Consider the following 25,757-nt stretch of genomic DNA (forward strand, 5'->3'; position numbering starts at 1 on the left):
TTTTCCCCTTCAAGATTGTATCGAAATAGTATTGATCAATTTAATCGACACACCTATAATCGATACACACTAAATCGCTACGCTCAACAGAACAGGGAAACTACAATGGCTAACATCGGTTACATTCGAGTAAGTACAGATAAACAATACACAGAGCGCCAGCTCGACGGCGTGACACTTGATGAAAAGTTTGAAGAGAAGGTAAGCGGCAAGAATACCAACCGTCCCAAACTCCAGGAGATGATTGCTTACGTTCGTAAAGGCGACGTGATCCACGTTCACAGCCTTGACCGCTTAGGGCGTAACCTCCGTGATGTTCTCGACATTATCGAGCACGTTAAAGCCAAAGGCGCAAGCGTCCAATTCCACAAGGAAGGGATAACAGCAGGAGCAGAAGCCAACGCCGCCAGCAACCTTATGCTAAACATCTTCGCGGCTATGTCACAGATGGAACGTGAAATGATGCTCGAACGCCAGGCAGAAGGCTACGCAGCAGCCAAAGCAGCGGGACGCAAAGGCGCTCGTGGTAATGGCGCAGCGGTTGACCGTGTAGGGATTGTGTCAGCACTTGCCGCTGGTCAGTCTATCCGAACCATAGCGAAAGATTTCAACGTGTCCACCAGCACCGTGCAGCGTATCAAGACCGAACAAGCCGCCGCCTAACAAGATTCCTTTTGAGGCCACAAGCTACTGATATTTAAGGAATCCTACCGCTGGAATTGGGTACGTCGCGGAAATCGTGTTAAACATCTCAAGTAATGGCGCAACACACATCACCTGGTAAACGTCTTGTTTATACACTGATACGGATGATGCGAAGTAGATTATTGTTAAATTAGCCGCTTGCCATCCTTCCCTACGACCTTTTCTCCATCTTCCTTAATGAACTCGCCTTTCTGAGGGTTTGGAAGAATGTCCAATACCACTTCTGATGGACGGCAAAGGCGTGTTCCAAGTGGCGTAACGACAATCGGACGGTTGATCAAAATGGGATGACTTAGCATTGCCTCTATCAATTCTTCATCGGTGAAACGGTCTTCTGTTAAACCAAGTTGCTCGTATGGTTCAACATTTTTTCGTAGCAACGCACGAACACTGATCCCCATCGCGCTAATCAATTCCTTGAGTTTATCCCTGTCTGGAGGTGTTTCCAGATAGAGAATCACAGTTGGCTCAACACCGCTATTTTGAATTAAAGCCAGCGTATTACGGGATGTTCCACATGCTGGATTGTGGTAAATGGTTATGTCAGTCATGATTATTCTCTTATCTTACAGGGAAAACGACAGGCGCAATGCCAGCGCACTAAGGGTAACGAACAGCACAGGCAGCGTCATAATCACGCCTACGCGGAAGTAGTACCCCCAACTTATTTTTATGCTTTTCTGTTCAAGGACATGCAACCAAAGCAGCGTTGCAAGACTTCCTATGGGTGTGATTTTTGGTCCCAGATCGCAGCCAATCACGTTGGCATAGATCATCGCTTCCTTGATAATCCCTGATGCCATACTTCCATCTATCGACAAAGCACCAATCAAAACAGTGGGCATGTTGTTCATGATGGATGACAAGAACGCAGCTAAGAAGCCAGTTCCCAGCGTAGCGGCCCAGATACCTCTATCAGCAAGCTGGTTTAGAACACCCGAAAGATGTTCGGTTAGTCCTGCATTACGCAGACCATAAACAACCAGGTACATACCGAGCGAGAACACTACAATCTGCCAGGGCGCACCACGCAACACCTTGCCCGTATTAATCGAATGCCCTCGTTTGGCAACAAGAAAAAGTATTAAAGCCCCTGCTGCTGCAATCGCACTTACAGGTATTCCGAGAGGTTCGAGTACAAAAAAACCTATTAAGAGAAGCAATAGCACTATCCAACCAGTTCTGAACGTTGCCAGATCTTTGATAGCTTCTGCTGGCGCTTTTAACCGGGACAATTCATAAACGGCTGGAATGTCTTTACGGAAGAAGAGATGAAGTACCGCAAGCGTGGCAGCAATCGCCGCAAGGTCTACCGGAACCATCACGGAAGCGTAATCACTGAACCCAAGTTTGAAGAAGTCAGCGGAAACAATGTTCACAAGATTAGATACGATCAGCGGTAAACTTGCAGTATCAGCTATAAACCCGGCTGCCATAACGAAAGCCAGCGTTGTTTCTTTACTGAATCCCAACGCCAGTAGCATAGCAATAACAATCGGTGTAAGAATCAGCGCGGCTCCATCGTTAGCAAACAGAGCAGCAACAGCGGCCCCCAGCAACACTATGTAGGTGAATAGCAGCCGCCCACGTCCATTACCCCATCGGGCAACATGTAAAGCGCACCATTCAAAGAAGCCAGACTCATCAAGCAGTAAGCTGATGATGATAACCGCGATAAAGGCTGCGGTAGCATTCCATACAATGTGCCATACAACCGGGATGTCACTTATTTGTATAACCCCCGTAAACAAAGCCAGCACCGCACCAATTGAGGCAGTCCAGCCAATACTAAGCCCGCGAGGTTGCCAAATCACAAAGAAGATGGTTAGTGCGAAGATTGCTCCTGCCAATAACATTCCGAACCCCTTAAACACATTCGATTTAGTGAATGTATTTTTGTTATCATCCGCAAACAGCGGTATTTACGTTATTCAAAGATTGTCGTACTTCATCGCGCTGGCTACTCCAGGCAGTATCGATGATTGAAGCTGCCCATGCAGCCATGTGTGGTGAAAGACGATAATAGATCCATTTACCTTCTCGGCGATCCAGCACCAATCCGGCATCCCTTAGCAAAGCAATGTGGCGTGAAACCTTTGGCTGAGATTGGTTAGTGACCGAACATAGCTCGCAAACACACAACTCCCCAGCCTCACGCAGTAATAGAATAATCGTCGTGCGTGTCTCGTCTGCAAGTAGCTTGAAAAGTTGAACAGGTAACATCTGTAAGCAGCCTCAGATAAAAACGAATACATATGTTAATCCGTATGTGTTAAAAGTAAAGCATAGTGTACAAACTCTGGAGTAAAGCCATGAAGACATTCCCCGCTCTTAATACTGATTGCTTTGATGCAACCATAGCTGAAAAGGTCGGAGGTACAGCCATCTCTCCTCGCTTTCTTCTCCTTTACGGCTCAGTACGTCAGCGATCTTTTAGTCGATTTAGTGCCGAAGAAGCCGGGCGATTGCTTACGGAAATGGGTGCTGAAGTGAAAATTTTTAATCCTTCTGGTTTACCACTTCCTGACGATGCTCCTGAAACACATCCAAAGGTGCAAGAGCTACGGAGTTTGGTTCGGTGGTGTGATGGTATGGTGTGGAGTTCGCCAGAGCGACATGGCGCGATGAGTAGCATTCTGAAAGCCCAAATAGACTGGATTCCTTTAACAGAAGGAGCGATTCGCCCTTCCCAGGGAAAAACTTTGGCAGTGATGCAAGTTTGCGGTGGTTCCCAATCGTTTAACGCAGTTAACCAAATGCGTGTCCTTGGACGCTGGATGAGGATGTTTACTATCCCTAACCAATCATCGGTAGCAAAAGCATGGCAAGAGTTTGATGATGATGGACGAATGAAACCATCTTCTTATTACGACCGCATTGTTGATGTGATGGAGGAACTATTCAAAATCACACTGATTTTGAAAAACCATACTGAATACCTTGCTGACCGCTACAGCGAAAGAAAAGAAAATCACGAACAACTCTCTATCCGGGTGAATCAGCGGAAAATTTAAAAAATTGGTAAAGATAGCTGGTAATTGAAACCATAAAACCCGTTGGTGGGACAGCTTTACCAGTTTATGCCATCAACCACTGGAAGTAAGTCCCTCAGCGGTGGCCTATGTGTATACCGTGCTGTGATACCTAACGATTGAGTTCGGGAGTGTCCGACGCAAAACTGCACCATCACGGGCATCGCTTTTGTCATTGCCTCTGAAATAAAAGTATGACGAAGGGCATGGATCACCCTCTTTTGTCCAAATTCATTAAATTTTTGTATGTTGCAATCGGCCATGATGCTGTTCCACTCAAGCCCGATCTGCTCATACGTCGGTAAATCACCGAAAACAGGATCAGTGGGTTTGAGCGATTTAACACGCGCCAAAAGTAACTTTTCTGAGGTCTTGTTTAACGGTATCTGCCGCACAGCCTGTTCAGTTTTCCCGCCGTCAATGAAGACATACCAACGCCGTGTTTCTTCATCTTCGCGAATGTGCTCTTTACGGATAGCAGCAATTTCGCCCCGGCGTGCTCCGGTATAAATCAGAGTCAGGAAATAATCACGTCGCCAATCTTTGCAAGTATTCAAATACGTTACAAGGCGTTGCATCTCAGGTTTTGAGTAAGAGCCGCCCTTGTTCTCCGTTACCTCGTATTTGATCCCTTCTGTGGGGGCTTTCTCTAAAATGTCCTTTTCATCTTTCAGGAAGACTTTGAAGAACGAGGAATAAATCTTGAGATGCTTTTGGACGTTAGCGCTGCTCATCAAATCCTCTTCCGGTACATCAAAATCAATACACTCCGTAAGCGTCATTTCGGAATAAGGTTTTTTATTTCGACGGGGAAGATTTTCAATAATGGTTATAGTTTGCCGTATGTGCTGCTTCGTGATCACTCCGACAGGAAGATCACCGATAACATGCAACAACACATTATAGAAGCGCTGGTTTTCGTTGGCGACAGCCGCCACCCAGTCCTTTCCTTTTTCAGTGGTAAACATTTTCCATGAAACAGAAAGCAGAGGCGTATCGTTACTTTCAGACTCAACCGTTGGCGCTACAGCATGTTTAGCTGCTGGCTTCTTCAATCGCTCGGCTTCTGTCAGCTTGAATTGCATCTCTTCGACCAAAGAGCGATATCGAACAAGATCACCAGAATAGAAAGCGTCGTAGGCTTGGTGGAGCATAGCCTGATGTAAATCAATCTGCCCCGCCACATCGTAAGCCTGTTCAACATCACGTTGATCAAAGGAAACCTTCTTCATCAGCAAAGTGGCAAGAAGCATCCGCGCCGTTGAATCATCACCGTTATACACTCGGTTCAGATGTATCTCAGCACGGCCTTTAGCCTCTGTAACGTTGGCAGTCGGGGAGATTGCTGCATCTGGATCGATCTTGCGTTGCATCCGTCCAAGTTCCGGCATTCGTTTAGCTTCATCAACACCCATCCTAAGCCAGTCCAACAGATAAGTGTCGAAATCGCGCTGAGTGGCTTCCCTGAAACCGTCAATGTGCATTTTGAACTGTTCGATGGACAGCGAACCATTTTGAACAAGGGGGATGTATGCACTAAGACGTGACATTGTAACCCCGACCGCTTGCAATGAATCTGTGCCGAGGCTACGACGGAAAAATGTTCCGTCGGGAAGTCGAAAGTTGATGTAGTAGACGTTACCGCGCTTCGTCGTGAATCGAGGAGTCTTGTTGTACACTCTGTTCCTCATTGCGTTACCCATTTTGTTATACATTTCATGGAGTTAACGCTAACACTTTGATTTGATTCGGTGATTTTTCGCCTTCACAGGCGTCGAATCAGGTCAAAAACAGGGCGGCGCCCTGCTTTGATGGCCGCGTAGTATATCTGCTTACACCCTTACAAGAAAGGCTTAACATCGCCCACGCCTTCACGAATCACTTCTGGCGCGTCTTCGGTGAGATCCACCACGGTGGTCGGCTGCTGGCCAAGATAGCCGCCATGAATAATCAGCTCCACCACCTTCTCCAGACGATCTTTGATCTCTTCCGGGTCGGACTCGGTAAACTCACTGCCCGGCAGCATCAGCGATGTGGAGAGCATCGGCTCGCCGAGGGTTTCCAGTAGCGCCTGGGCAATCGGGTTCGACGGCACGCGCATGCCGATGGTTTTACGTTTTTCCTGCAACAGACGACGCGGCACCTCTTTTGTCCCCTTCAGAATGAAGGTGTAGTTACCCGGCGTGTTGTTTTTAATCAGACGAAAGGCCACGTTATCAACATAAGCATAGGTCGACAGCTCAGAGAGATCGCGACACATCAGGGTGAAGTTGTGGCCGTCCGGCAACTGGCGGATGCGACAGATGCGCTCCATCGCCCCTTTATCCTCAATTTTACAGCCCAGCGCGTAGCCAGAATCGGTTGGGTAGACAATAACGCCGCCTTTGCGGACGATCTCCACGGCCTGATTAATCAGACGTGGCTGGGGGTTATCCGGATGGATATAGAAAAACTGACTCATACTTCCCTCTCTTCAATTTGCTGTGGCTGTTCCCAGAGCTGCCAGACAGGCTCAACGCCCGCGGGTAACCAGAGCTTGCGCCCCAGTTCAATCCACGCGCAGGGCTGATGGAAATCTGAACCCTGTGACCCAAGCAGACCAAACTGACGGGCGTAGGTCGCGAGCTGCGAACGCTCATTGGGTGCCTGCTGACACTGGGCAACTTCCATCGCCTCACCGCCGCAGTCGGCAAAGTGTGCCAGCAGTCTTTTCAGCCATTTAGCAGAAAGATTATACCGCCCCGGATGGGCCAGCACGGCCTTACCGCCAGAATGATGAATCACATCAATAGCTTGTTTTATTGTACACCACTGTGGGGGAACGTATCCGGTTTTCCCGCGCGCCAGATACTTTTTAAAGACATTCGCCATGGTCGTCGCCTTACCGGCATCCACAAGAAAACGGGCGAAATGGCCGCGCGTCACCGCCCCACCGTTCGCCAGCGTTCGCGCGCCTTCCAGCGCACCGGGAATATGCGCTTTTTCCAGACGTTCGCCAATCATCTCCGCGCGTTGATTGCGGCGTGTTTTTTGTTCTTGCAAAAAAGCACGCATGGCCGGATGTTCTGTATCGATATTCAGGCCAACGATATGAATTTCGTGGTTTTCCCAGACCGTCGAGATCTCAACCCCGGCCACCAGATCCAGCGCCAGTCCGCTACGGGCAATCTCGGCGCGCGCGGCGGGAATGCCGTCAGTGGTATCGTGATCGGTTATTGCCAGCGTGCCGACACGCATTTCAACGGCGCGATGGACCAGGGCTTCGGGTGTCAGCAGGCCATCTGAAGCCTGCGTATGGCTGTGTAAATCATAAATTACGGCGTAGGTGGTATCGCTCAAAGCACTTCCCATAACAGGTTGGAGACATCCGAAGCCCCTATGATACCGACTAACCGTGAAATACTGAAATCAGGGGTTGACAACACGCCACCGAACTAGTTAACTAGTACGCAAGTTCACACGAGAAAGGTATCTGAAAATGACAGCACATTTCGCTCTGCACGGTTGGTGGCGTACTTCCTGATCTTCGGGCAGTGTCACGCGTCTGCGAAATGCAAACAGATACCCGGCCCGCTACCCAGCGGGCTTTTTTTTGAACAGAATATGAGAACAACAACATGCAAACAGCCAAACCTCATCTCGAACTGCTGACCTGCGAGGCGGCCTATCGCCATAACCCTACCGCGCTGTTTCATCAGGTGTGCGGCGCACGTCCCGCGACGCTGCTGCTGGAGTCAGCTGATATCGACAGTAAGGACGACCTCAAAAGCCTGCTGCTGGTTGACAGCGCGCTGCGCATTACCGCGTTAGGTGATACCGTCACTATCAGGGCGTTGTCTGACAATGGCGCGTCGCTCCTGCCGCTGCTGGATGCGGCGCTGCCTTCAGGCATTGAAAATGAACGCCACCCGGACCTGCGTATTCTGCATTTCCCGCCGGTGAGCCAGCTGCTGGATGAGGATGCCCGCCTCTGCTCGCTCTCCGTTTTTGACGCCTTTCGCCTGCTGCAAAATCTGGTGGCCGTGCCGGAAGTTGAGCGCGAAGCAATGTTTTTTGGCGGGCTGTTTGCTTACGACCTGGTTGCTGGCTTTGAAGATTTACCGGAAACCGAGCAGGGAAACCGCTGCCCGGACTACTGTTTCTACCTGGCCGAAACCCTGCTGGTGATCGACCATCAGAAAAAATATACCCGCATCCAGGCCAGCCTTTTCACGCCGTCTGAGTCTGAGAAAAATCGCCTCGCGCAGCGCATCGCCCAACTGCAACAGCAGATGTCAGAAGCACCGCCCGCGCTCCCGGTACAGCGTGTTGAAAAGATGACCTGCGAGGTGAGTCAGACCGACGATCAGTACGGCGCGGTGGTACGTCAGATGCAAAAAGCGATTCGTGCCGGGGAGATTTTCCAGGTAGTGCCGTCCCGTCGCTTCACACTGCCCTGCCCGTCGCCGCTGGCGGCTTACGATGTGCTGAAAAAGAGCAACCCAAGCCCGTACATGTTCTTTATGCAGGACAATGATTTCACCCTGTTTGGCGCGTCGCCGGAAAGCTCCCTCAAGTACGACGCCACCAGCCGCCAGATTGAGATCTACCCGATAGCGGGAACCCGTCCACGCGGCCGTCGTGCCGATGGCTCCCTGGACCGCGATCTCGACAGCCGCATCGAACTGGAAATGCGTACCGACCATAAAGAGCTCTCCGAACACCTGATGCTGGTTGACCTGGCGCGTAACGATCTGGCACGCATTTGTACGCCTGGCAGCCGCTACGTGGCGGACCTGACCAAAGTCGACCGCTACTCCTTCGTCATGCACCTGGTATCCCGCGTGGTGGGTGAACTGCGCCACGACCTCGACGTTCTGCATGCCTACCGCGCCTGCATGAACATGGGCACCCTGAGCGGCGCGCCGAAAGTCCGCGCCATGCAGCTGATCGCCGAAGCGGAAGGACGCCGTCGCGGCAGCTACGGTGGTGCCGTGGGCTATTTCACCGCTCACGGTGACCTTGATACCTGCATCGTGATCCGCTCCGCCTACGTTGAGGACGGCATTGCCACCGTCCAGGCCGGGGCCGGGATTGTGCTGGATTCTGTTCCGCAGTCGGAAGCCGACGAAACCCGCAGTAAGGCGCGCGCGGTACTGCGCGCTATTGCTACCGCACACCATGCACAGGAGATTTTCTGATGGCTGACATTCTGCTGCTCGATAATATCGACTCCTTTACCTACAACCTGGCAGATCAGCTGCGTGCGAATGGTCACAATGTCGTTATCTATCGCAACCACGTTCCGGCCCAGACGCTAATTGACCGTCTGGCGACCATGCAAAACCCGGTGCTGATGCTCTCCCCGGGCCCAGGCGCACCGAGCGAAGCAGGCTGTATGCCTGAGCTGTTGACCCGTATGCGCGGCAAGCTGCCGATTATCGGCATCTGCCTCGGCCACCAGGCGATTGTCGAAGCCTACGGCGGTTACGTGGGTCAGGCGGGGGAGATCCTCCATGGTAAAGCGTCAAGTATTGAACATGACGGTCAGGCGATGTTTGCCGGTCTGCCGAACCCGCTTCCGGTAGCGCGTTACCACTCGCTGGTCGGCAGCAACATTCCGGCCGGGCTGACCATTAACGCCTCGTTTGAAGGGATGGTGATGGCGGTGCGTCACGATGCGGATCGCGTCTGCGGGATGCAGTTCCACCCGGAATCTATCCTGACGTCCAACGGCGCGCGCCTGCTGGAGCAAACGCTCGACTGGGCGCTACAAAAGCTGGAACAGACCAACACCCTGCAACCGATTCTGGAAAAACTGTATCAGGCTCAGACCCTGAGCCAGCAGGAGAGCCATCAGCTGTTCTCCGCCGTAGTGCGCGGCGAGCTGAAGCCTGAGCAGCTGGCCGCTGCGCTGGTGAGCATGAAGGTACGTGGCGAAAGCCCGCAGGAGATCGCCGGCGCGGCAACCGCGCTGCTGGAAAATGCCGCCCCGTTCCCGCGCCCGGACTATCCGTTTGCCGATATTGTCGGGACCGGTGGCGACGGCAGTAACAGTATCAATATTTCCACCGCCAGCGCCTTTGTGGCCGCGGCATGCGGTCTGAAGGTGGCGAAACACGGCAACCGCAGCGTGTCCAGCCGTTCAGGATCGTCCGACCTGCTGGCGGCTTTCGGTATCAACCTGGACATGAACGCCGAGCGTTCCCGTGAAGCGCTGGATGACCTGGGCGTCTGTTTCCTGTTCGCGCCGAAGTATCACACCGGTTTCCGCCACGCGATGCCGGTTCGCCAGCAGCTCAAAACCCGTACGCTGTTTAACGTGCTCGGTCCACTCATTAACCCGGCGCACCCGCCGCTGGCGCTGATTGGCGTTTACAGCCCGGAGCTGGTCCTGCCGATTGCGGAGACGCTGCGCGTCCTCGGTTACCAACGCGCCGCCGTGGTACACAGCGGCGGGATGGATGAAGTTTCCCTGCATGCGCCCACGCTGGTGGCGGAACTGAATAACGGCGAAGTGCTGAACTATCAGCTTGAGGCCGCTGACTTCGGGTTGACCTCGTACCATCAGGACGCCCTGGCGGGCGGCACGCCGGAAGAAAACCGTGACATTCTCACGCGCTTATTACAAGGTAAAGGTGAGGCCGCCCATGAGGCCGCCGTGGCGGCCAACGTAGCCATGCTGATGCGTTTACATGGCGAGGAAGATCTGAAAGCCAACGCCCAAAAAGTTCTGGACGTACTGCGCTCCGGTGCAGCTTACGATCGCGTTACCGCACTTGCGGCAAGAGGGTAAATAATGCAGACCGTTTTAGCGAAAATCGTCGCCGATAAGGCCATCTGGGTGGAAGCCCGTAAGCAACAGCAGCCGCTCGCCAGTTTTCAGAATGACGTCGTTCCGAGCAGCCGTCGTTTTTATGATGCGCTCCAGGGCGCGCGTACCGCGTTTATTCTGGAGTGTAAAAAAGCGTCTCCGTCCAAAGGCGTGATCCGCGACGATTTCGACCCGGCGCGTATTGCCGGTATCTACAAGCATCATGCGTCTGCCATTTCTGTGCTGACGGATGAGAAATATTTCCAGGGCAGCTTCGATTTTCTGCCCGTTGTCAGCGGCATCGCGCCGCAGCCGATTCTGTGCAAAGACTTTATTATCGACCCGTATCAGATCTGGCTGGCGCGCTTTTACCAGGCAGATGCCTGCCTGCTGATGCTCTCCGTTCTGGATGACGAGCAGTATCGCCAGCTCTCCGCCGTCGCGCACAGCCTGAATATGGGCGTGCTGACCGAAGTGAGCAACGAAGAGGAGCTGGAGCGCGCCATCGCGCTGGAAGCCAAAGTGGTCGGCATTAACAACCGCGACCTGCGCGACCTGTCGATTGACCTCAACCGTACGCGCCAGCTTGCGCCGCGTCTGGGCGCGGGCGTCACGGTGATCAGCGAATCCGGGATTAACAGCTACGCTCAGGTGCGCGAACTCAGCCACTTTGCCAACGGTTTCCTGATCGGTTCCGCAATGATGGAACACGACGATCTTAATGCGGCCGTGCGCCGCGTGCTGTTGGGTGAGAACAAAGTCTGCGGCCTGACCCGTGAACAGGATGCGCAGGCCGCTTATGAAGCGGGCGCAATCTATGGTGGTCTGATCTTTGTCGAGTCCTCTCCTCGCGCAGTAAATGAAGAACAGGCGCGCAAGGTGATCGCGGCTGCGCCACTGAGCTACGTGGGCGTGTTCCGCAATGCGGATATTAACGACGTTGCGGCAAAAGCGGACGCGTTATCCCTGAGCGCGGTCCAGCTGCACGGCGATGAAGATCAGGCGTACATCGATGCTCTGCGACATGTTCTGGCGCCTCAGGTTCAGATCTGGAAAGCGCAAAGCGTTGGCGCCACCCTGCCCGCGCGTAACCTGAAGCATGTTGATAAATACGTGCTCGACAACGGCCAGGGCGGCACGGGGCAGCGTTTCGACTGGTCACTGCTGCGTGGCGAAGTGCTGGACAATGTCCTGCTGGCGGGGGGATTAAGCCCCGATAACTGTGTGGAAGCGGCCAAAACCGGCTGCGCCGGCCTCGATTTCAATTCAGGCGTAGAGTCCCAAGCGGGCATTAAAGACGCCAGCAAGCTGGCATCGGTATTTAAAACTCTGCGTGCATATTAAGGAAGAGAAGATGACGACATTACTTAACCCGTATTTTGGTGAGTTCGGTGGGATGTACGTCCCACAAATCCTGATGCCCGCGCTGCGCCAGCTGGAAGAAGCGTTCGTGAGCGCACAGAAAGATCCGGCGTTTCAGGCGGAGTTTACTGACCTGCTGAAAAACTACGCCGGTCGTCCGACGGCGCTGACCAAATGCCGCAACCTGACCGAAGGCACCAAAACCACGCTGTATCTTAAGCGTGAAGATCTGCTGCACGGTGGCGCGCATAAAACTAACCAGGTGCTTGGCCAGGCGCTGCTCGCGAAGCGGATGGGTAAAACCGAAATCATCGCCGAAACCGGCGCGGGGCAGCACGGTGTGGCCTCAGCGCTCGCCAGCGCCCTGCTCGGCCTGAAATGCCGCATTTACATGGGGGCGAAGGACGTTGAGCGCCAGTCGCCAAACGTGTTCCGTATGCGTCTGATGGGGGCGGAAGTGATCCCGGTGCACAGCGGTTCTGCCACGCTGAAAGATGCCTGTAATGAAGCGCTTCGCGACTGGTCTGGCAGCTATGAAACCGCCCACTACATGCTCGGTACCGCCGCGGGCCCGCACCCGTTCCCGACCATCGTGCGTGAATTCCAGCGCATGATCGGCGAAGAGACTAAAGCGCAAATCCTCGAAAAAGAGGGTCGCCTGCCGGATGCGGTGATCGCCTGCGTTGGCGGCGGATCTAACGCCATCGGCATGTTTGCCGATTTTATCGACGAAACCAGCGTTGGGCTGATTGGCGTTGAGCCTGCCGGCCACGGCATTGAAACGGGCGAGCACGGAGCGCCGCTGAAGCATGGCCGCGTAGGGATCTACTTCGGCATGAAGGCCCCGATGATGCAGACTGATGAAGGGCAGATTGAGGAGTCTTACTCAATCTCTGCCGGGCTGGATTTCCCGTCCGTAGGGCCGCAGCACGCATTCCTCAACAGCACCGGCCGCGCGGATTATGTCTCCATCACCGATGACGAAGCGCTGGAGGCCTTCAAAACGCTGTGCCGCAATGAAGGGATCATCCCGGCGCTGGAGTCTTCCCACGCGCTGGCGCACGCGCTGAAAATGATGAAGGAAAACCCGGAAAAAGAGCAGCTGCTGGTGGTAAACCTTTCCGGTCGCGGTGACAAAGATATCTTCACCGTTCACGATATTCTGAAAGCACGAGGGGAAATCTGATGGAACGCTACGACAACGCATTTGCACAACTGAAAGCTCGCCAGGAAGGCGCCTTCGTTCCCTTCGTGACGCTGGGCGACCCCAGCCCGGAGCAGTCGCTGAAGATTATCGACACCCTGATTGATGCCGGTGCCGACGCGCTGGAGCTCGGTATTCCGTTCTCCGATCCGCTGGCGGATGGCCCGACCATTCAGAACGCAACGCTACGCGCGTTTGCCGCGGGCGTGACGCCGAGCCAGTGCTTTGAAATGCTGGCGGCGATCCGTCAGAAGCACCCGACCATTCCGATCGGCCTGCTGATGTACGCCAACCTGGTGTTCAGCCGCGGTATTGATGCGTTTTACGCAGAGTGCGCCCGCGTGGGCGTTGACTCCGTGCTGGTGGCTGACGTGCCCGTTGAAGAGTCTGCGCCATTCCGTCAGGCGGCAATGCGCCACAACGTCGCGCCGATTTTCATCTGTCCACCGAATGCCGATGACGATCTGTTGCGCCAGATTGCCTCTTACGGACGAGGTTACACCTACCTGCTCTCCCGTGCGGGCGTCACCGGTGCGGAAAACAAAGCCGCGCTGCCGCTGCATCATCTGGTGGAGAAGCTGGCAGAATACCATGCTGCACCGCCGCTTCAGGGCTTTGGCATTTCTTCACCGGATCAGGTTACTGCGGCGATTGACGCGAAAGCCGCCGGAGCCATTTCCGGTTCGGCTATCGTGAAAATTATCGAGAAGAACGTGGATAAGCCAGAGCAGATGCTGGCTGAGTTACACGCATTCGTCACATCCATGAAAGCGGCCACGCGCAAGGCGTAACCGTTAACACCGTCTGGCCCCGGCGTCAGGCGGTTTTCCCTTCTCTCTTCCTGAAAGAAGCAGGTCAAAATTGATCCTGTCGATATTTTCGGTGTGAATGACTTTCCAAACTTTCGCGTAAGCGTATGATCTGGGCTCTTTTTAGCGTTACCCTTCTGAGTTCAGAGGTTATTCATGTCATGGCATTCCTTCAAACAGACTTACCTGGTTAAGTTCTGGTCACCTGTTCCGGCCGTTATCGCGGCAGGCATTCTCTCTACTTATTATTTCGGTATTACCGGCACCTTCTGGGCTGTTACGGGCGAGTTTACCCGCTGGGGTGGGCAGCTATTACAGCTGGCAGGCGTCCATGCCGAAGAGTGGGGCTACTTCAAACTGATCCATCTTGAGGGCACACCGCTGACCCGCATCGACGGGATGATGATCATTGGCATGTTCGGCGGCTGTTTTGCGGCCGCGCTGTGGGCCAACAACGTTAAGTTGCGCATGCCGAAAAGCCGCATCCGCATTATGCAGGCCGTGGTCGGCGGCATCATTGCCGGGTTTGGCGCCCGCCTGGCGATGGGCTGTAATCTGGCCGCGTTCTTTACCGGTATTCCGCAGTTCTCGCTGCATGCCTGGTTCTTTGCCGTCGCCACCGCCATCGGCTCCTACTTCGGTGCTAAATTCACCCTGCTGCCACTGTTCCGCATTCCGGTGAAAATGACGAAAGTTAGCGCTGCCTCTCCGTTAACGCAAAAACCCGATCAGGCGCGTCGTCGCTTCCGCCTCGGTATGCTGGTCTTTTTTGCCATGGTTGCCTGGGCGATTTGCACGGCGATGAATCAGCCAAAACTCGGCCTGGCCATGCTGTTCGGCGTCGGTTTTGGTCTGCTGATTGAACGCGCGCAGATCTGCTTTACCTCCGCGTTTCGCGATATGTGGATCACCGGACGCACCATGATGGCGAAGGCGATCATTGCCGGTATGGCCGTGAGCGCGATCGGCATCTTCAGCTACGTTCAGCTCGGCGTGGAACCGAAAATCATGTGGGCGGGCCCAAATGCCGTCGTTGGCGGGCTGCTGTTTGGTTTTGGCATCGTGCTGGCGGGCGGGTGTGAAACCGGCTGGATGTATCGCGCTGTGGAAGGCCAGGTGCATTACTGGTGGGTGGGTCTGGGTAACGTGATTGGCTCTACCATTCTGGCCTACTACTGGGATGACGTCTCTCCGGTACTGGCAACAAACTGGGACAAGGTCAACCTGCTGAATACCTTTGGTCCACTCGGGGGGCTCCTGGTGACCTATGCCCTGCTGCTTATCGCCTTCTTACTGGTTGTTGCACAAGAGAAGCGCTTCTTCCGACGCGCCACCGCCAAAACTGAAACTCAGGAGAATGCCGCATGAAAGAGATCGTGCCTGATTATCGTCTCGATATGGTGGGTGAACCTTGCCCTTACCCGGCCGTCGCCACGCTTGAAGCGCTACCGCAGCTAAAGAAAGGTGAAATTCTGGAAGTGGTGAGCGATTGCCCCCAGTCGATCAATAACATTCCTCTTGATGCCAAAAATCACGGCTATACCGTGCTGGATATCCAGCAGGACGGACCAACCATTCGTTATTTAATTCAGAAGTGACTTCACGATCGAAAAAGGCCTCTCAGAGGCCTTTTCTAGTTTACTGGCTTTGGCCACCGTCGTCGTCTGAGCTTCGGCAGGCATGAATGAATGGTGAGACGTGTTCCGCAAACGGAACAGATAGCACCGTGAGGTAGGCTATGTGCTGGGCTGAACGTCGTGAACTGAAACTGTTTACCTGCACAAACCGGACACTCAAATTTGATGTTGGGGATATCCCCTCCAGCCAGGTGTATGGAACAACCACCATACAGCAATCACCGGCTGACAGGGGATATATCTTCTGTCAGAAACGATAGCCTGCTGAGAACATAAATACCCACGGATCCAGTCGGGTATTGATACTTTGCTGCTGCCCGCCAGCTTTAAAGCGCACGTCCGTATCAATGTCCATATACCAGACCGAGGCGTTGATCAGCCAGTCACGGTTAATCAGATAATCCAGACCAACCTGCCCCGCCATACCCCACGAGTCTTTCAGGCTGAGATCGGAGAGCCCGGCCTTTTTACCGGTATCGTTAAATTTCTCATCAAAGAAGGTGGTGTAGTTAACCCCTGCACCAATATAAGGGCGCACCTTGCTGCTGGAATCGCCGAAGTACCACTGCGCCATCAGCGTTGGTGGCAAATGGTGAACCGTGGCAATGTCCCCGGTCGGTCCTAAACCGACGCGGTGACGGAATGGCGTGGCGGCTAAAAGCTCGACGCCAACGTTATCCGTTGCCATATACGTAAACGTCAGGCCTAACTGGGTGTTATTGCTGACGTTAAACCCGCCCATACCCAGTACATTATCGGACCCTTCCGTTGGACGTACCGTTGCCGAACCGGCACGAATAAAGAATTCGCCTGCTTCATGCGCGTACGCGCCGCCAGAGAGACTGCTTAAGATAAGGGCTGCCACCGCTAATTTTTTCATATCCGCTCCATCGTTGTGGTTTTAATTGCGGAGGAGAATATACTCACAAATGAGTAATAAGTGATCTAACACAGATCACATTAAAACCAGTAAGTTAACATTCATTGATCTAGGTTAATTTTTGGTGACGCCTCATAAAGCAATAAGTTGTTACCGCGTCAATTTTTGGCATTTCATGGTTACAAAATTTTCTGTCTTCCCTCTCTTGCGCTTCCTGTAGCGGCTGGATAATTTATCGCTCTCACAATGTGATTTGATGCGTTCTACTTTTGCAGGTGTGCCATGAGTGATCATAACCCGTGCATGACGTGCGGAGCCTGTTGTGCGTATTTTCGAGTCTCTTTCTACTGGGCTGAAGCCAGCGATGGCGGCGGCACCGTTCCGGTTGATCTCACGGAACCCTTAACCCCTTTTCTGCGCTGTATGCGCGGCACCAACCAAAAACAGAGCCGCTGTGTGGCACTGCAAGGTGAGCCTGGGGTATCCACCCGCTGTTCCATTTACGCGGATCGCCCCAGCCCGTGTCGCACTTTCGCGATGTCGGGAAAGGATGGGCAGGTCAATGAGGCATGCAATCGCGCCCGCGCCCGCTATGGATTACCGCCGCTTTACAAAGATATGCTTTTCCATACAAGCCTTGATGCTGCCACCAGCGTGTTATCCGGTGTACAATTGCCGGCTAATTAACACCTGCAATACTCAAGGAGAGTGCATGTCTATCACGGCGAAGTCTGTCTACCGTGACACGGGAAATTTTTTCCGCAATCAGTTCATTACCTTTTTACTGATCGCGTTGTTGTGCGCCTTTATTACGGTGGTGCTGGGTCATGCGTTCTCACCCAGTGATGAACAGATTGCCACGCTGAGCCAGGGGGATCATCTTGCAGGCAGCGCAGGGTTGTTTGACCTTGTACAGAATATGACGCCAGAGCAACAGCAAATCTTGCTGCGCGCATCTGCGGCATCTACCTTCTCGGGCCTGATTGGCAACGCCATTCTGGCGGGTGGCGTGTTGCTGATGATCCAGCTGGTGTCTGCCGGCCAACGCGTCAGCGCGTTACGTGCAATCGGGGCCAGCGCTCCGGTGCTGCCAAAACTGTTTATCCTCATCTTCCTTACCACGCTGCTGGTCCAGATGGGGATAATGTTGGTTGTCGTTCCGGGCGTGCTGCTGGCTATCGTGCTTTCATTCGCGCCAGTAATGGTTGTGCAGGACAAAATGGGCATTTTCACCGCCATGCGCAGCAGCATCAGGCTCGCATGGGCCAATATGCGACTGGTCGCCCCGGCCGTTATCAGCTGGCTGCTGGCCAAAACTCTGCTGTTGCTGTTTGCGCCGAATTTTGCGGTGTTAACGCCAAACGTCGGAGCGGTTGTCGCCAATACGCTGAGCAATCTGATTTCAGCCGTGCTGCTGGTCTATTTGTTCCGCCTGTACATGTTAATTCGTCAGTAACTGGGATCGCAGAATGAAGCAGTTTCTTGATTTTTTACCGCTGATCGTATTTTTCGCTTTTTATAAGCTGTACGACATTTATGCCGGCACGCTGGCGCTGATTGTGGCAACGGCTGTGGTGCTGATTTACAGCTGGGTTCGCTATCGCAAAGTTGAAAAGATGGCGCTCATCACCTTCCTGATGGTGGCGGTGTTTGGTGGTCTGACGTTGTTCTTCCACAATGATGAATTTATCAAATGGAAGGTCACGGTGATTTACGGCCTGTTTGCGGGCGCACTCCTCATCAGCCAGTGGGTGATGAAGAAGCCGCTGATCCAGCGCATGCTGGGGAAAGAACTGACCCTGCCGCAGGCTGTGTGGGGGCGTCTGAATATCGCCTGGGCACTATTTTTTATTCTGTGTGGTCTGGCGAATATCTATATCGCATTCTGGCTGCCGCAGAATATCTGGGTCAACTTCAAGGTGTTTGGCCTGACGGCGCTGACTCTTATCTTCACCCTGCTCAGCGGCGTTTATATTTATCGCCACATGCCGCAGGATGACAAGCACTGATCCTTCTGGCCAGATCGCCGCGCGGTCTGGCCTCTTTTCCCGCCTTCTCTTTTCTCTACATCCTTCCTGCGAAAATGTCTGAATCATGAAGATTTTATGGAGATTGCTGTCACTTTATTGTAATGAGAATGACTATCATTAATATTCGTCATCGCATTTTTAACAAATGGAAATGAGTTGATGAATAACATAATAAGATTTGCCCCGGCTACACTTACGCTCGCCATTCTTTCAACGCTTTATCAGAGCGCACACGCAGCGGAAGATCCTCTCGCCGATGGTGAAACAATGGTTGTTCAGGCCACCGCTGAAGAGGCGCTGAAGCAACAGCCGGGGGTTTCCATCATCACGGCAAAGGACATAGAAAAGGATCCACCGGTGAACGATCTTTCTGAAATTATTCGCAAAATGCCCGGGGTTAACCTCACCGGAAACAGCGCGACAGGCAGCCGCGGTAACAACCGCCAGATCGACATCCGCGGTATGGGGCCGGAGAACACGCTGATTCTGATTGACGGTGTGCCGGTGACGTCACGTAACTCGGTGCGCTACAGCTGGCGCGGGGAGCGCGACACCCGCGGGGATACCAACTGGGTTCCGCCAGAGATGGTTGAGCGCATTGAAGTGCTCCGGGGACCTGCTGCCGCCCGCTATGGTTCGGGGGCGGCCGGCGGCGTCGTCAACATCATTACCAAACGCCCGACCAACGACTGGCACGGCTCGCTCTCCCTGTACACTAACCAGCCTGAAAATGATAAAGAGGGAGCGACGAAACGCGCTAATTTTGATCTGAGCGGCCCCCTTGCGGGCGATGCGTTAACGATGCGCCTGTACGGGAATATCAACAAAACTGACGCAGATGCTCAGGACATCAACACCGCGCAAAACGGCTCTTACGCCGCCGGACGTGAAGGCGTGCGCAACAAGGACATTAATGCCCTGCTCTCCTGGAAACTCACGCCACAGCAGATTATCGATTTCGACTACAGCTACAGCCGCCAGGGCAATATCTACGCGGGTGATACTCAATACAGCAACAGCAACGTCAGCCCTGACGGTCTGGTGTCGTCCCTGTATGGACACGAAACGAACCGAATGTACCGCCAGTCCTATGGCATTACGCACAACGGCATCTGGGACTGGGGTCAGTCTAAGTTCGGTGTTTATTATGAAAAGACCAACAACACCCGCCTGGAAGAAGGCTCTACGGGCAAAGTTGAGGGGATGATCAATAGCGATAAATACGATACCAGCCGGCTGGAGTCATACCGTTCAACGGGTGAACTGAACATTCCTTTCTTCTGGCTGGTCGAACAGACGCTAACCGTCGGTGCAGAATGGAACCGTGATGAACTGAACGATCCGGCCTCAATGCAGGCGACAAATGTGTCGGGAGAAGTGATTAACGGCGTTCCCGGTACGGCTTCTGAGCGCAACAGCAAAAACAGCGCTGACCTCACTGGCATCTATCTTGAGGACAATATTGAAGCGCGCCAGGGCACCAACCTGATCCCAGGGCTCCGCTTTGATTATCACAATCAGTTTGGCAGCAACTGGAGTCCTAGCCTGAACCTCTCTCAGGATTTGGGTGACATGTTCAAGGTTAAAGCGGGTATCGCTCGGGTATTTAAAGCGCCAAACCTGTATCAATCCAGCGAAGGCTATCTGCTTTCCACCCGCGGCAATGGCTGCCCGAACAACGTTTCCGAAGGAAGCTGTTACCTGTTAGGTAACCCGGATCTGGATCCTGAAATCAGCGTGAACAAAGAGATTGGCCTGGCCTTTGCGCTGGAAGGCTACGAGGCTGGCATAACCTGGTTCCGCAACGATTACAAAAACAAGATTGTTTCGGGAACGGACGTGCTGGGCCAGACAAGCAGCGGCGCAAATATCCTTCAGTGGCAGAACGGAGGAAAGGCTGTTGTTGAGGGGCTGGAAGGCAACCTCACCGTCCCGGTTATCCGCGACACGCTAACCTGGCGTACCAATGCGACGTATATGATTCAGTCTGAAAGTAAGGACACCGGCAACCCTCTGTCGATTATCCCAAAATATACCGTCAACACGATGCTCGACTGGCAGGTTAACAGCAAACTTTCAGCGAACCTTAGCTGGACGATGTATGGCCGCCAGAAGCCAAGAGAAAATGCTGAAATCCGCAAAGAGCAGAATGCGATGTCAGATAAAGAGATTGGCGCCTATTCCATCGTTGGGATCGGTAGTAACTATCAACTGACAAAAGATGTCCGCCTGAATGCCGGGATCAGCAACCTCTTTGATAAGCAGATTTACCGAGAAAATGACGGTGCATCGACCTATAACGAACCAGGCCGTGCGTATTACGCCGGCGTGACACTGTCCTTCTGACCCTAAGGCGCCTGCTCTGCGGGCGCTAACCCTATTCTCTCCAGCCAGAAATCATAGTAGCATCCCGCCTGAAGTCTTCAGTTACGAGTTTAAAAACAATGACAACAAATGACGCCCCACAGGGCGAACTGGTTTTACGCACACTGGCAATGCCTGCGGATACGAATGCCAATGGCGATATTTTTGGCGGCTGGTTGATGTCGCAGATGGATATGGGCGGTGCAATCCTGGCAAAAGAGATTGCACACGGGCGCGTGGTGACAGTCCGGGTCGATGGCATGACCTTTCTGCGCCCTGTCGCGGTGGGGGACGTGGTGTGCTGTTACGCACGCTGCGTAAAACGCGGCAATACGTCTGTCTCCATCAACATTGAAGTATGGGTGAAAAAAGTCTCTTCTGAGCCGATTGGTCAGCGCTATAAGGCGACGGAGGCATTATTCATCTATGTGGCGGTGGATAGCGACGGTAAGCCCCGCCAGCTCCCACGGAGCTGATCCTCAGGTAAAAAAAGCCTCCTTGCGGAGGCTTCTTTTATTCCATCTGTGCCCCGCCGTTCAGGCGGAAGACAATGTTCACAATCAACCCATTGCCGGGTTTACCGGCTTCATAGCGCCACCTGCGCATGGCCGATTTAACTTCGCGTTCAAACATATTCGCCGGCTGTGCGGACAGGATTTCCACGTTATCGACACGTCCATCGGCCGTAACGTCGAATTTCACCCGTACACGCCCTTCAATACGTAACGCCTGAGCACGTGCCGGGTACTGCGGCTGGTTACGGCTCAGCGCGCGCGGGCCCGCAGGCGCCGTTACCGTCGGTTTTGTCGCGGTCGTTGTGTTATTCATCAGCGGACGTGACGGGGCGGCATTTTCAACCGGCTGCGTGGCGCGTGGCTCAACCGGACGCACTTCGCGTTTCGGACGCTCTTCCACCTTTTTGACCGGCTTGGGTTTTGGCTTCGGCTTAGGTTTCGGCTCCGGCTTATGGATCACTACCGGCGCTTCTTTCGGCGGTTCAGGAACCGGCTCGGGCTCTGGCTCCGGCTCGGGTTCAACAACGGGCTGTGGCGGCGGCGGCGCAACCTGCGGCGGCTCAAGATCCACAGGCGATACCATGGTCACAGAAATTGGCTGCGCTGGCGCCGGCATTTCAATAACCTGATGAACCGAGGTATAGAGCAGACCCGCCACGACAGCACCGTGAATAACGACGGAAAGCAGCGTCGGCCATGGAAAGCGGCGAGGTAAATCAAGGGTCATCGAAGTCATAATCATCAACGTTAAAAAACCGAACCTCGATTTTAAATGCAAATAGCAATCATATTCAATAAGACACTTTGTCCTGGCGCAATTTAAGCGTACATGAGGGCAAAAAAGGGGCATCCAGATCAGGGTTTTAACATTGTTATTATCTTTACATTGCAGTCATTTGTGCTTTCACATAACGTAATTGTCACTTTTACCGGTTAAGGAGCTTTGCCGTGCTTTACGTGATTTACGCTGAAGATGTACCTGATTCTCTGGAAAAACGTCTTTCCGTTCGCCCTGCTCATCTGGCGCGTTTACAGTTGCTACAGGATGAAGGTCGGTTGCTGACCGCAGGCCCGATGCCTGCCGTTGACAGCAACGATCCGGGCGCGGCGGGTTTTACCGGCTCCACGGTGATTGCCGAGTTTGAATCTCTGGAAGCCGCGCAGGCCTGGGCAGAAGCAGACCCGTACGTCGCAGCCGGCGTGTACGAGAAAGTCACGGTTCGTCCGTATAAAAAAGTATTCTGAAACGAAAGGCTCCCTCGGGAGCCTTTTCTTCATTCAGTGCAGCGACGCCAGCCTCGCCGCAAATCCGACAAACAGCAGACCTATCAGCCCGTTCCCCAGCTTCGCCAGTTTCTTTTTGGTTTTGAGGTAACGCGTGACAAACGCGCCTGAGAAAATCAGGAAGCTCATGTACATGAAGCTGATCAGCTCAAGCGTTGTGGCGAGGATCAGGAACGACGTGCCGGTATTCTTCGCATTGACATCAATGAACTGCACGAAGAACGACACGTAAAAGAGAATCGCTTTCGGGTTCGTCAGGCTCAGCACCAGCGAACGCTTAAGGATTGCGCTTGCCGGTTCGGCGCTACTTTCGTGCGCATTTTTTTGACGCGTCATAACGGACCAGAGCATTTTTCCGCCCAGCCACAGCAGATAAAACGCGCCCAGATAGCGGACAATATTAAATAAAACCGGAGTGGTCTGGATCAACGCGGCGACGCCCGCCCAGGCCAGAAACATCAGCACGGCATCACCAATAAACACACCGGTGGCTGCCAGATAGCCTTTCTTAACGCCGTGGCCAATCCCTGTTTTCAGCACAAACAAGGTGTTCGGTCCTGGAACCAGCACGATAAAAAATGCGCCGACAACATAGGTCCAGAAATTCAGTACACCAAACTCCGCAAACACGTCTCACTCCTTTCGCTCAAAAACAGCGGGGATACCGGTAATTACGGTATCCCCTGAATCAGTTGCGCTATTGTACGCCGTTATAGCCATCAAGATAAGTCGCGGCCAGTTCGTTACCAAATAATAGGGCGTCTTTACTGTCCATGTCCGAAGACCATTTATCCTTCGCGTTGCCTGCGAACAATTCCTGCGACTTCGCATTTTCTTTTAGCTGATCGCGAATGCTTTGCGCGTATTCACTGGCTTCAGCCTCAGTCCGCCCTTCCGCGCGGTCAGCTTTGCCCCGGGCATAAAGCTCGCGGAACTGCGCCACGTTCAGCTGATAATTTTTCTGCACGCTGGAGGTGTAATTGCCGCCAGTAAAGCTGGACTGATGCGACACGAAATAAAACGCGTGCCGTTCGGGTGAGGTTTTGCTGCTGGCACAACCGCTTAATATCGCAATCCCAAAGAGTGCTGCCATTACTTTTCCGTTCATCCTTTTTTCCTTTAATAAAAATGTATTCCCCATGCGAAAACATAATCTGCCAATGAGGAAAATGACGAAAGTCCTAAATCTTCCCTGAGCGCATCCAGCGCCAAAAGTACAATAAAAATCCAGAGATAAGGATTCATCTTTTAATATCATGACGTTATGGGAAGTTAGTATATCGCGGAAGCAGATGGGAAGAGACTGCAAAAATTGATAGCCTGGATGTTTAATGGGCACCTTTACGGTGCCCTTCATGCTTTTCAGATGTCCTGGACCGCGAACAACAGCGCGTTACGGTGTCTGTTCAGGCCACATTTTCTGATGGCGTGGATACGCATATTGCGGCGGGATTGTGCTTCCAGCCAACGAGCCTTACGACGACTCACCTGTCGCAACATGCGCCAGCGCCCAACTTCAGTTCTACTGCGCTTCATGTCTACAACTCTTTCTCTAACAGAGATGCCATTATATGCCTAAGCAGGCGGCAAACCAGCGCTTTTATCTGCCGTTTTTATTTGCCAGATGAATCCTGATGCGTAAACTCATAACAATACGCTTTCAAAAGGATTTTTTATTTATGACAACCTTCTACACCGTGGTGAGTTGGCTGGTCATTTTAGGATACTGGCTGTTAATTGCCGGGGTGACGTTGCGCATTCTGATGAAACGCAGAGCGGTACCTTCCGCCATGGCCTGGCTTCTGATTATCTACATTCTGCCGCTGGTGGGCATCATCGCCTATCTCTCTTTCGGTGAACTTCATCTGGGTAAACGCCGCGCCGAACGCGCCCGCGCCATGTGGCCCTCCACGGCGAAATGGCTTGCCGACCTTAAAGCCTGCAAGCATATCTTCGCTGAAGAGAACAGTAGCGTGGCCGCATCTCTGTTCAAGCTGTGCGAACGCCGCCAGGGGATTGCTGGGGTAAAAGGCAATCAGCTGCAACTGATGACCTCTTCTGATGATGTGATGCAGGCGCTGATCCGTGATATCCAGCTCGCCCGGCATAATATCGAGATGGTGTTTTATATCTGGCAGCCGGGCGGCATGGCGGACCAGGTCGCCGAATCGCTAATGGCCGCTGCACGTCGCGGTATCCACTGCCGCCTGATGCTGGACTCCGCCGGCAGCGTGGCCTTTTTCCGTAGCCCGTGGGCAGGCATGATGCGCAACGCCGGTATCGAGGTGGTCGAGGCGCTGAAAGTGAATCTTTTCCGCGTCTTTCTGCGCCGCATGGATCTCCGCCAGCACCGGAAAATGGTTCTGATCGATAACTATATCGCCTACACCGGCAGCATGAACATGGTTGACCCCCGCTTCTTCAAGCAGGATTCCGGCGTGGGGCAATGGATCGATCTGATGGCGCGGATGGAGGGACCGATCGCGACCTCAATGGGCATCGTCTACTCCTGCGACTGGGAAATTGAAACCGGTAAACGCATTCTTCCCCCGCCGCCGGATGGCAATATCATGCCGTTTGAGGAAGCCAGCGGGCACACTATCCACACTATCGCCTCCGGTCCTGGCTTCCCGGAAGATCTGATCCATCAGGCACTGCTGACCGCCGCGTACTCCGCGCGGGAATATCTGATCATGACCACGCCCTATTTCGTTCCCAGCGACGACCTTCTGCATGCCATCTGTACAGCGGCACAGCGCGGAGTGGATGTGAGCATTATTATGCCGCGCAAGAACGATTCGCTGCTGGTGGGATGGGCAAGCCGCGCGTTCTTTAGTGAGCTGCTGGCCGCAGGCGTTAAAATTTATCAGTTCGAAGGCGGCCTGTTACACACCAAGAGCGTGCTGGTGGACGGAGAGCTGAGCCTGGTGGGTACCGTCAACCTCGATATGCGCAGTCTGTGGCTGAATTTTGAAATTACGCTGGTCATTGATGACGCCGGATTCGGTGGCGATCTGGCGGCGGTTCAGGACGATTATATCTCCCGCTCACGCCTGCTGGACGCCAGACTGTGGGCGAAACGTCCGCTGTGGCAGCGAATTGCCGAACGACTGTTTTACTTCTTTAGTCCGTTGCTGTAAAA

General features: G+C 53.4%; 28 protein-coding genes and 1 other annotated feature. Of the genes, 17 read left to right on the plus strand and 11 right to left on the minus strand.

What is annotated here, in order from left to right; all coding sequences use genetic code 11:
* Nucleotides 1-105: 105 nt before the first annotated feature.
* Complete coding sequence (locus FZF21_RS11955) at nucleotides 106-663, plus strand: recombinase family protein (RefSeq protein ID WP_001273865.1); 558 nt, start codon at nucleotides 106-108, stop codon at nucleotides 661-663.
* A 167-nt stretch (nucleotides 664-830) separates the two neighbouring features.
* Here the strand turns inward: FZF21_RS11955 and arsC are convergent, their stop codons facing one another.
* From arsC to FZF21_RS11970, 3 genes are read right to left on the minus strand one after another with little or no spacing between them, the layout of a single operon-like run.
* Nucleotides 831-1,256, minus strand: a complete 426-nt coding sequence (gene arsC / locus FZF21_RS11960; protein WP_006810858.1) for a glutaredoxin-dependent arsenate reductase — start codon at nucleotides 1,254-1,256, stop codon at nucleotides 831-833.
* Between the two features lie 15 nt (nucleotides 1,257-1,271).
* Complete coding sequence (locus FZF21_RS11965; protein WP_047353327.1) at nucleotides 1,272-2,561, minus strand: arsenic transporter; 1,290 nt, start codon at nucleotides 2,559-2,561, stop codon at nucleotides 1,272-1,274.
* A gap of 46 nt (nucleotides 2,562-2,607) precedes the next feature.
* Nucleotides 2,608-2,928, minus strand: a complete 321-nt coding sequence (locus FZF21_RS11970; RefSeq protein WP_006810860.1) for a metalloregulator ArsR/SmtB family transcription factor — start codon at nucleotides 2,926-2,928, stop codon at nucleotides 2,608-2,610.
* Nucleotides 2,929-3,017: 89 nt separating this feature from the next.
* Here FZF21_RS11970 and arsH point away from each other — a divergent pair, with 89 nt between their 5' ends.
* Nucleotides 3,018-3,719: an arsenical resistance protein ArsH gene (gene arsH / locus FZF21_RS11975; protein ID WP_149121307.1), complete on the plus strand. Its 702-nt coding sequence runs from the start codon at nucleotides 3,018-3,020 to the stop codon at nucleotides 3,717-3,719.
* Nucleotides 3,720-3,775: 56 nt separating this feature from the next.
* Here arsH and FZF21_RS11980 read toward each other — a convergent pair whose 3' ends face one another.
* The 3 genes from FZF21_RS11980 to rnm form a co-directional block, all read right to left on the minus strand.
* Nucleotides 3,776-5,416 (minus strand): tyrosine-type recombinase/integrase, encoded by a 1,641-nt coding sequence (locus FZF21_RS11980; RefSeq protein ID WP_223832631.1) that lies wholly within the window; start codon nucleotides 5,414-5,416, stop codon nucleotides 3,776-3,778.
* A gap of 161 nt (nucleotides 5,417-5,577) precedes the next feature.
* Nucleotides 5,578-6,198, minus strand: a complete 621-nt coding sequence (locus FZF21_RS11985) for an L-threonylcarbamoyladenylate synthase (protein WP_003856793.1) — start codon at nucleotides 6,196-6,198, stop codon at nucleotides 5,578-5,580.
* Complete coding sequence (rnm, locus tag FZF21_RS11990) at nucleotides 6,195-7,088, minus strand: RNase AM (RefSeq protein WP_023296717.1); 894 nt, start codon at nucleotides 7,086-7,088, stop codon at nucleotides 6,195-6,197. The genes FZF21_RS11985 and rnm overlap by 4 nt, the downstream gene beginning before the upstream one ends.
* Before the next feature lie 127 nt (nucleotides 7,089-7,215).
* On the opposite strand from rnm, the gene trpL reads away from it, so the two are divergent.
* The 8 genes from trpL to yedF all read left to right on the plus strand — a co-directional run bounded on the left by trpL (nucleotide 7,216) and on the right by yedF (nucleotide 15,503).
* A complete protein-coding gene (trpL, locus tag FZF21_RS11995; protein ID WP_071524153.1) occupies nucleotides 7,216-7,260 on the plus strand; it encodes a trp operon leader peptide in 45 nt (14 codons plus the stop codon).
* Nucleotides 7,237-7,331: a sequence feature (Trp leader region), on the plus strand. (Overlaps the previous gene by 24 nt.)
* Before the next feature lie 23 nt (nucleotides 7,332-7,354).
* Nucleotides 7,355-8,917 carry an anthranilate synthase component 1 gene (locus FZF21_RS12000; protein WP_017384222.1) on the plus strand — a complete coding sequence of 521 codons (1,563 nt, stop codon included), beginning with the start codon at nucleotides 7,355-7,357 and terminating at the stop codon, nucleotides 8,915-8,917.
* Entirely contained in the window at nucleotides 8,917-10,512 is a 1,596-nt protein-coding gene (gene trpD, locus FZF21_RS12005) for a bifunctional anthranilate synthase glutamate amidotransferase component TrpG/anthranilate phosphoribosyltransferase TrpD (protein WP_047738681.1), read from the plus strand. The genes FZF21_RS12000 and trpD overlap by 1 nt, the downstream gene beginning before the upstream one ends.
* Before the next feature lie 3 nt (nucleotides 10,513-10,515).
* A complete protein-coding gene (gene trpCF, locus FZF21_RS12010) occupies nucleotides 10,516-11,874 on the plus strand; it encodes a bifunctional indole-3-glycerol-phosphate synthase TrpC/phosphoribosylanthranilate isomerase TrpF (RefSeq protein ID WP_063945904.1) in 1,359 nt (452 codons plus the stop codon).
* Nucleotides 11,875-11,884: 10 nt separating this feature from the next.
* Nucleotides 11,885-13,078 carry a tryptophan synthase subunit beta gene (trpB, locus tag FZF21_RS12015; protein WP_003856780.1) on the plus strand — a complete coding sequence of 398 codons (1,194 nt, stop codon included), beginning with the start codon at nucleotides 11,885-11,887 and terminating at the stop codon, nucleotides 13,076-13,078.
* Nucleotides 13,078-13,887, plus strand: coding sequence for a tryptophan synthase subunit alpha (gene trpA, locus FZF21_RS12020; RefSeq protein ID WP_063945905.1), 810 nt, complete (start codon nucleotides 13,078-13,080; stop codon nucleotides 13,885-13,887). Before trpB ends, trpA begins: the two co-directional genes overlap by 1 nt.
* 174 nt (nucleotides 13,888-14,061) lie before the next feature.
* Nucleotides 14,062-15,273 carry a selenium metabolism membrane protein YedE/FdhT gene (gene yedE / locus FZF21_RS12025; RefSeq protein WP_063945906.1) on the plus strand — a complete coding sequence of 404 codons (1,212 nt, stop codon included), beginning with the start codon at nucleotides 14,062-14,064 and terminating at the stop codon, nucleotides 15,271-15,273.
* Entirely contained in the window at nucleotides 15,270-15,503 is a 234-nt protein-coding gene (gene yedF, locus FZF21_RS12030) for a sulfurtransferase-like selenium metabolism protein YedF (protein WP_003856774.1), read from the plus strand. Before yedE ends, yedF begins: the two co-directional genes overlap by 4 nt.
* A gap of 286 nt (nucleotides 15,504-15,789) precedes the next feature.
* On the opposite strand, the gene ompW is transcribed toward yedF, so the two are convergent.
* The gene (ompW, locus tag FZF21_RS12035; RefSeq protein WP_023303840.1) at nucleotides 15,790-16,422 is read right to left on the minus strand and encodes an outer membrane protein OmpW; all 633 of its coding nucleotides are present in this window, start codon (nucleotides 16,420-16,422) and stop codon (nucleotides 15,790-15,792) included.
* Nucleotides 16,423-16,704: 282 nt separating this feature from the next.
* Between ompW and FZF21_RS12040 the strand changes: the two genes are divergently transcribed.
* The 5 genes from FZF21_RS12040 to yciA all read left to right on the plus strand — a co-directional run bounded on the left by FZF21_RS12040 (nucleotide 16,705) and on the right by yciA (nucleotide 21,292).
* The gene (locus tag FZF21_RS12040; protein WP_023296724.1) at nucleotides 16,705-17,109 is read left to right on the plus strand and encodes a YkgJ family cysteine cluster protein; all 405 of its coding nucleotides are present in this window, start codon (nucleotides 16,705-16,707) and stop codon (nucleotides 17,107-17,109) included.
* A 25-nt stretch (nucleotides 17,110-17,134) separates the two neighbouring features.
* Nucleotides 17,135-17,878 carry a YciC family protein gene (locus FZF21_RS12045; RefSeq protein WP_045347760.1) on the plus strand — a complete coding sequence of 248 codons (744 nt, stop codon included), beginning with the start codon at nucleotides 17,135-17,137 and terminating at the stop codon, nucleotides 17,876-17,878.
* A gap of 13 nt (nucleotides 17,879-17,891) precedes the next feature.
* Entirely contained in the window at nucleotides 17,892-18,431 is a 540-nt protein-coding gene (locus FZF21_RS12050) for a septation protein A (protein ID WP_003856762.1), read from the plus strand.
* A gap of 180 nt (nucleotides 18,432-18,611) precedes the next feature.
* Complete coding sequence (locus FZF21_RS12055) at nucleotides 18,612-20,798, plus strand: TonB-dependent siderophore receptor (protein ID WP_063945907.1); 2,187 nt, start codon at nucleotides 18,612-18,614, stop codon at nucleotides 20,796-20,798.
* A gap of 98 nt (nucleotides 20,799-20,896) precedes the next feature.
* Nucleotides 20,897-21,292 carry an acyl-CoA thioester hydrolase YciA gene (gene yciA, locus FZF21_RS12060; protein ID WP_003856759.1) on the plus strand — a complete coding sequence of 132 codons (396 nt, stop codon included), beginning with the start codon at nucleotides 20,897-20,899 and terminating at the stop codon, nucleotides 21,290-21,292.
* Between the two features lie 37 nt (nucleotides 21,293-21,329).
* On the opposite strand, the gene tonB is transcribed toward yciA, so the two are convergent.
* On the minus strand, nucleotides 21,330-22,058 hold the full coding sequence (tonB, locus tag FZF21_RS12065; protein ID WP_063945908.1) for a TonB system transport protein TonB: 729 nt from the start codon (nucleotides 22,056-22,058) through the stop codon (nucleotides 21,330-21,332).
* Nucleotides 22,059-22,279: 221 nt separating this feature from the next.
* On the opposite strand from tonB, the gene FZF21_RS12070 reads away from it, so the two are divergent.
* Nucleotides 22,280-22,576 (plus strand): YciI family protein, encoded by a 297-nt coding sequence (locus FZF21_RS12070; RefSeq protein ID WP_003856755.1) that lies wholly within the window; start codon nucleotides 22,280-22,282, stop codon nucleotides 22,574-22,576.
* A 33-nt stretch (nucleotides 22,577-22,609) separates the two neighbouring features.
* Here the strand turns inward: FZF21_RS12070 and leuE are convergent, their stop codons facing one another.
* The 3 genes from leuE to FZF21_RS12085 all read right to left on the minus strand — a co-directional run bounded on the left by leuE (nucleotide 22,610) and on the right by FZF21_RS12085 (nucleotide 24,151).
* Nucleotides 22,610-23,245: a leucine efflux protein LeuE gene (gene leuE, locus FZF21_RS12075; RefSeq protein WP_006810877.1), complete on the minus strand. Its 636-nt coding sequence runs from the start codon at nucleotides 23,243-23,245 to the stop codon at nucleotides 22,610-22,612.
* A 67-nt stretch (nucleotides 23,246-23,312) separates the two neighbouring features.
* Nucleotides 23,313-23,723 (minus strand): Exc2 family lipoprotein, encoded by a 411-nt coding sequence (locus tag FZF21_RS12080; protein ID WP_015570374.1) that lies wholly within the window; start codon nucleotides 23,721-23,723, stop codon nucleotides 23,313-23,315.
* A gap of 254 nt (nucleotides 23,724-23,977) precedes the next feature.
* Nucleotides 23,978-24,151, minus strand: coding sequence for a YciY family protein (locus tag FZF21_RS12085; protein WP_017384232.1), 174 nt, complete (start codon nucleotides 24,149-24,151; stop codon nucleotides 23,978-23,980).
* A 143-nt stretch (nucleotides 24,152-24,294) separates the two neighbouring features.
* Here FZF21_RS12085 and cls point away from each other — a divergent pair, with 143 nt between their 5' ends.
* Complete coding sequence (cls, locus tag FZF21_RS12090; RefSeq protein ID WP_003856750.1) at nucleotides 24,295-25,755, plus strand: cardiolipin synthase; 1,461 nt, start codon at nucleotides 24,295-24,297, stop codon at nucleotides 25,753-25,755.
* Nucleotides 25,756-25,757 lie beyond the last annotated feature (2 nt).

The sequence above is a fragment of the Enterobacter sp. LU1 genome (assembly GCF_008271405.2).
GTDB classification, from domain to species: Bacteria; Pseudomonadota; Gammaproteobacteria; order Enterobacterales; family Enterobacteriaceae; genus Enterobacter; species Enterobacter hormaechei_C.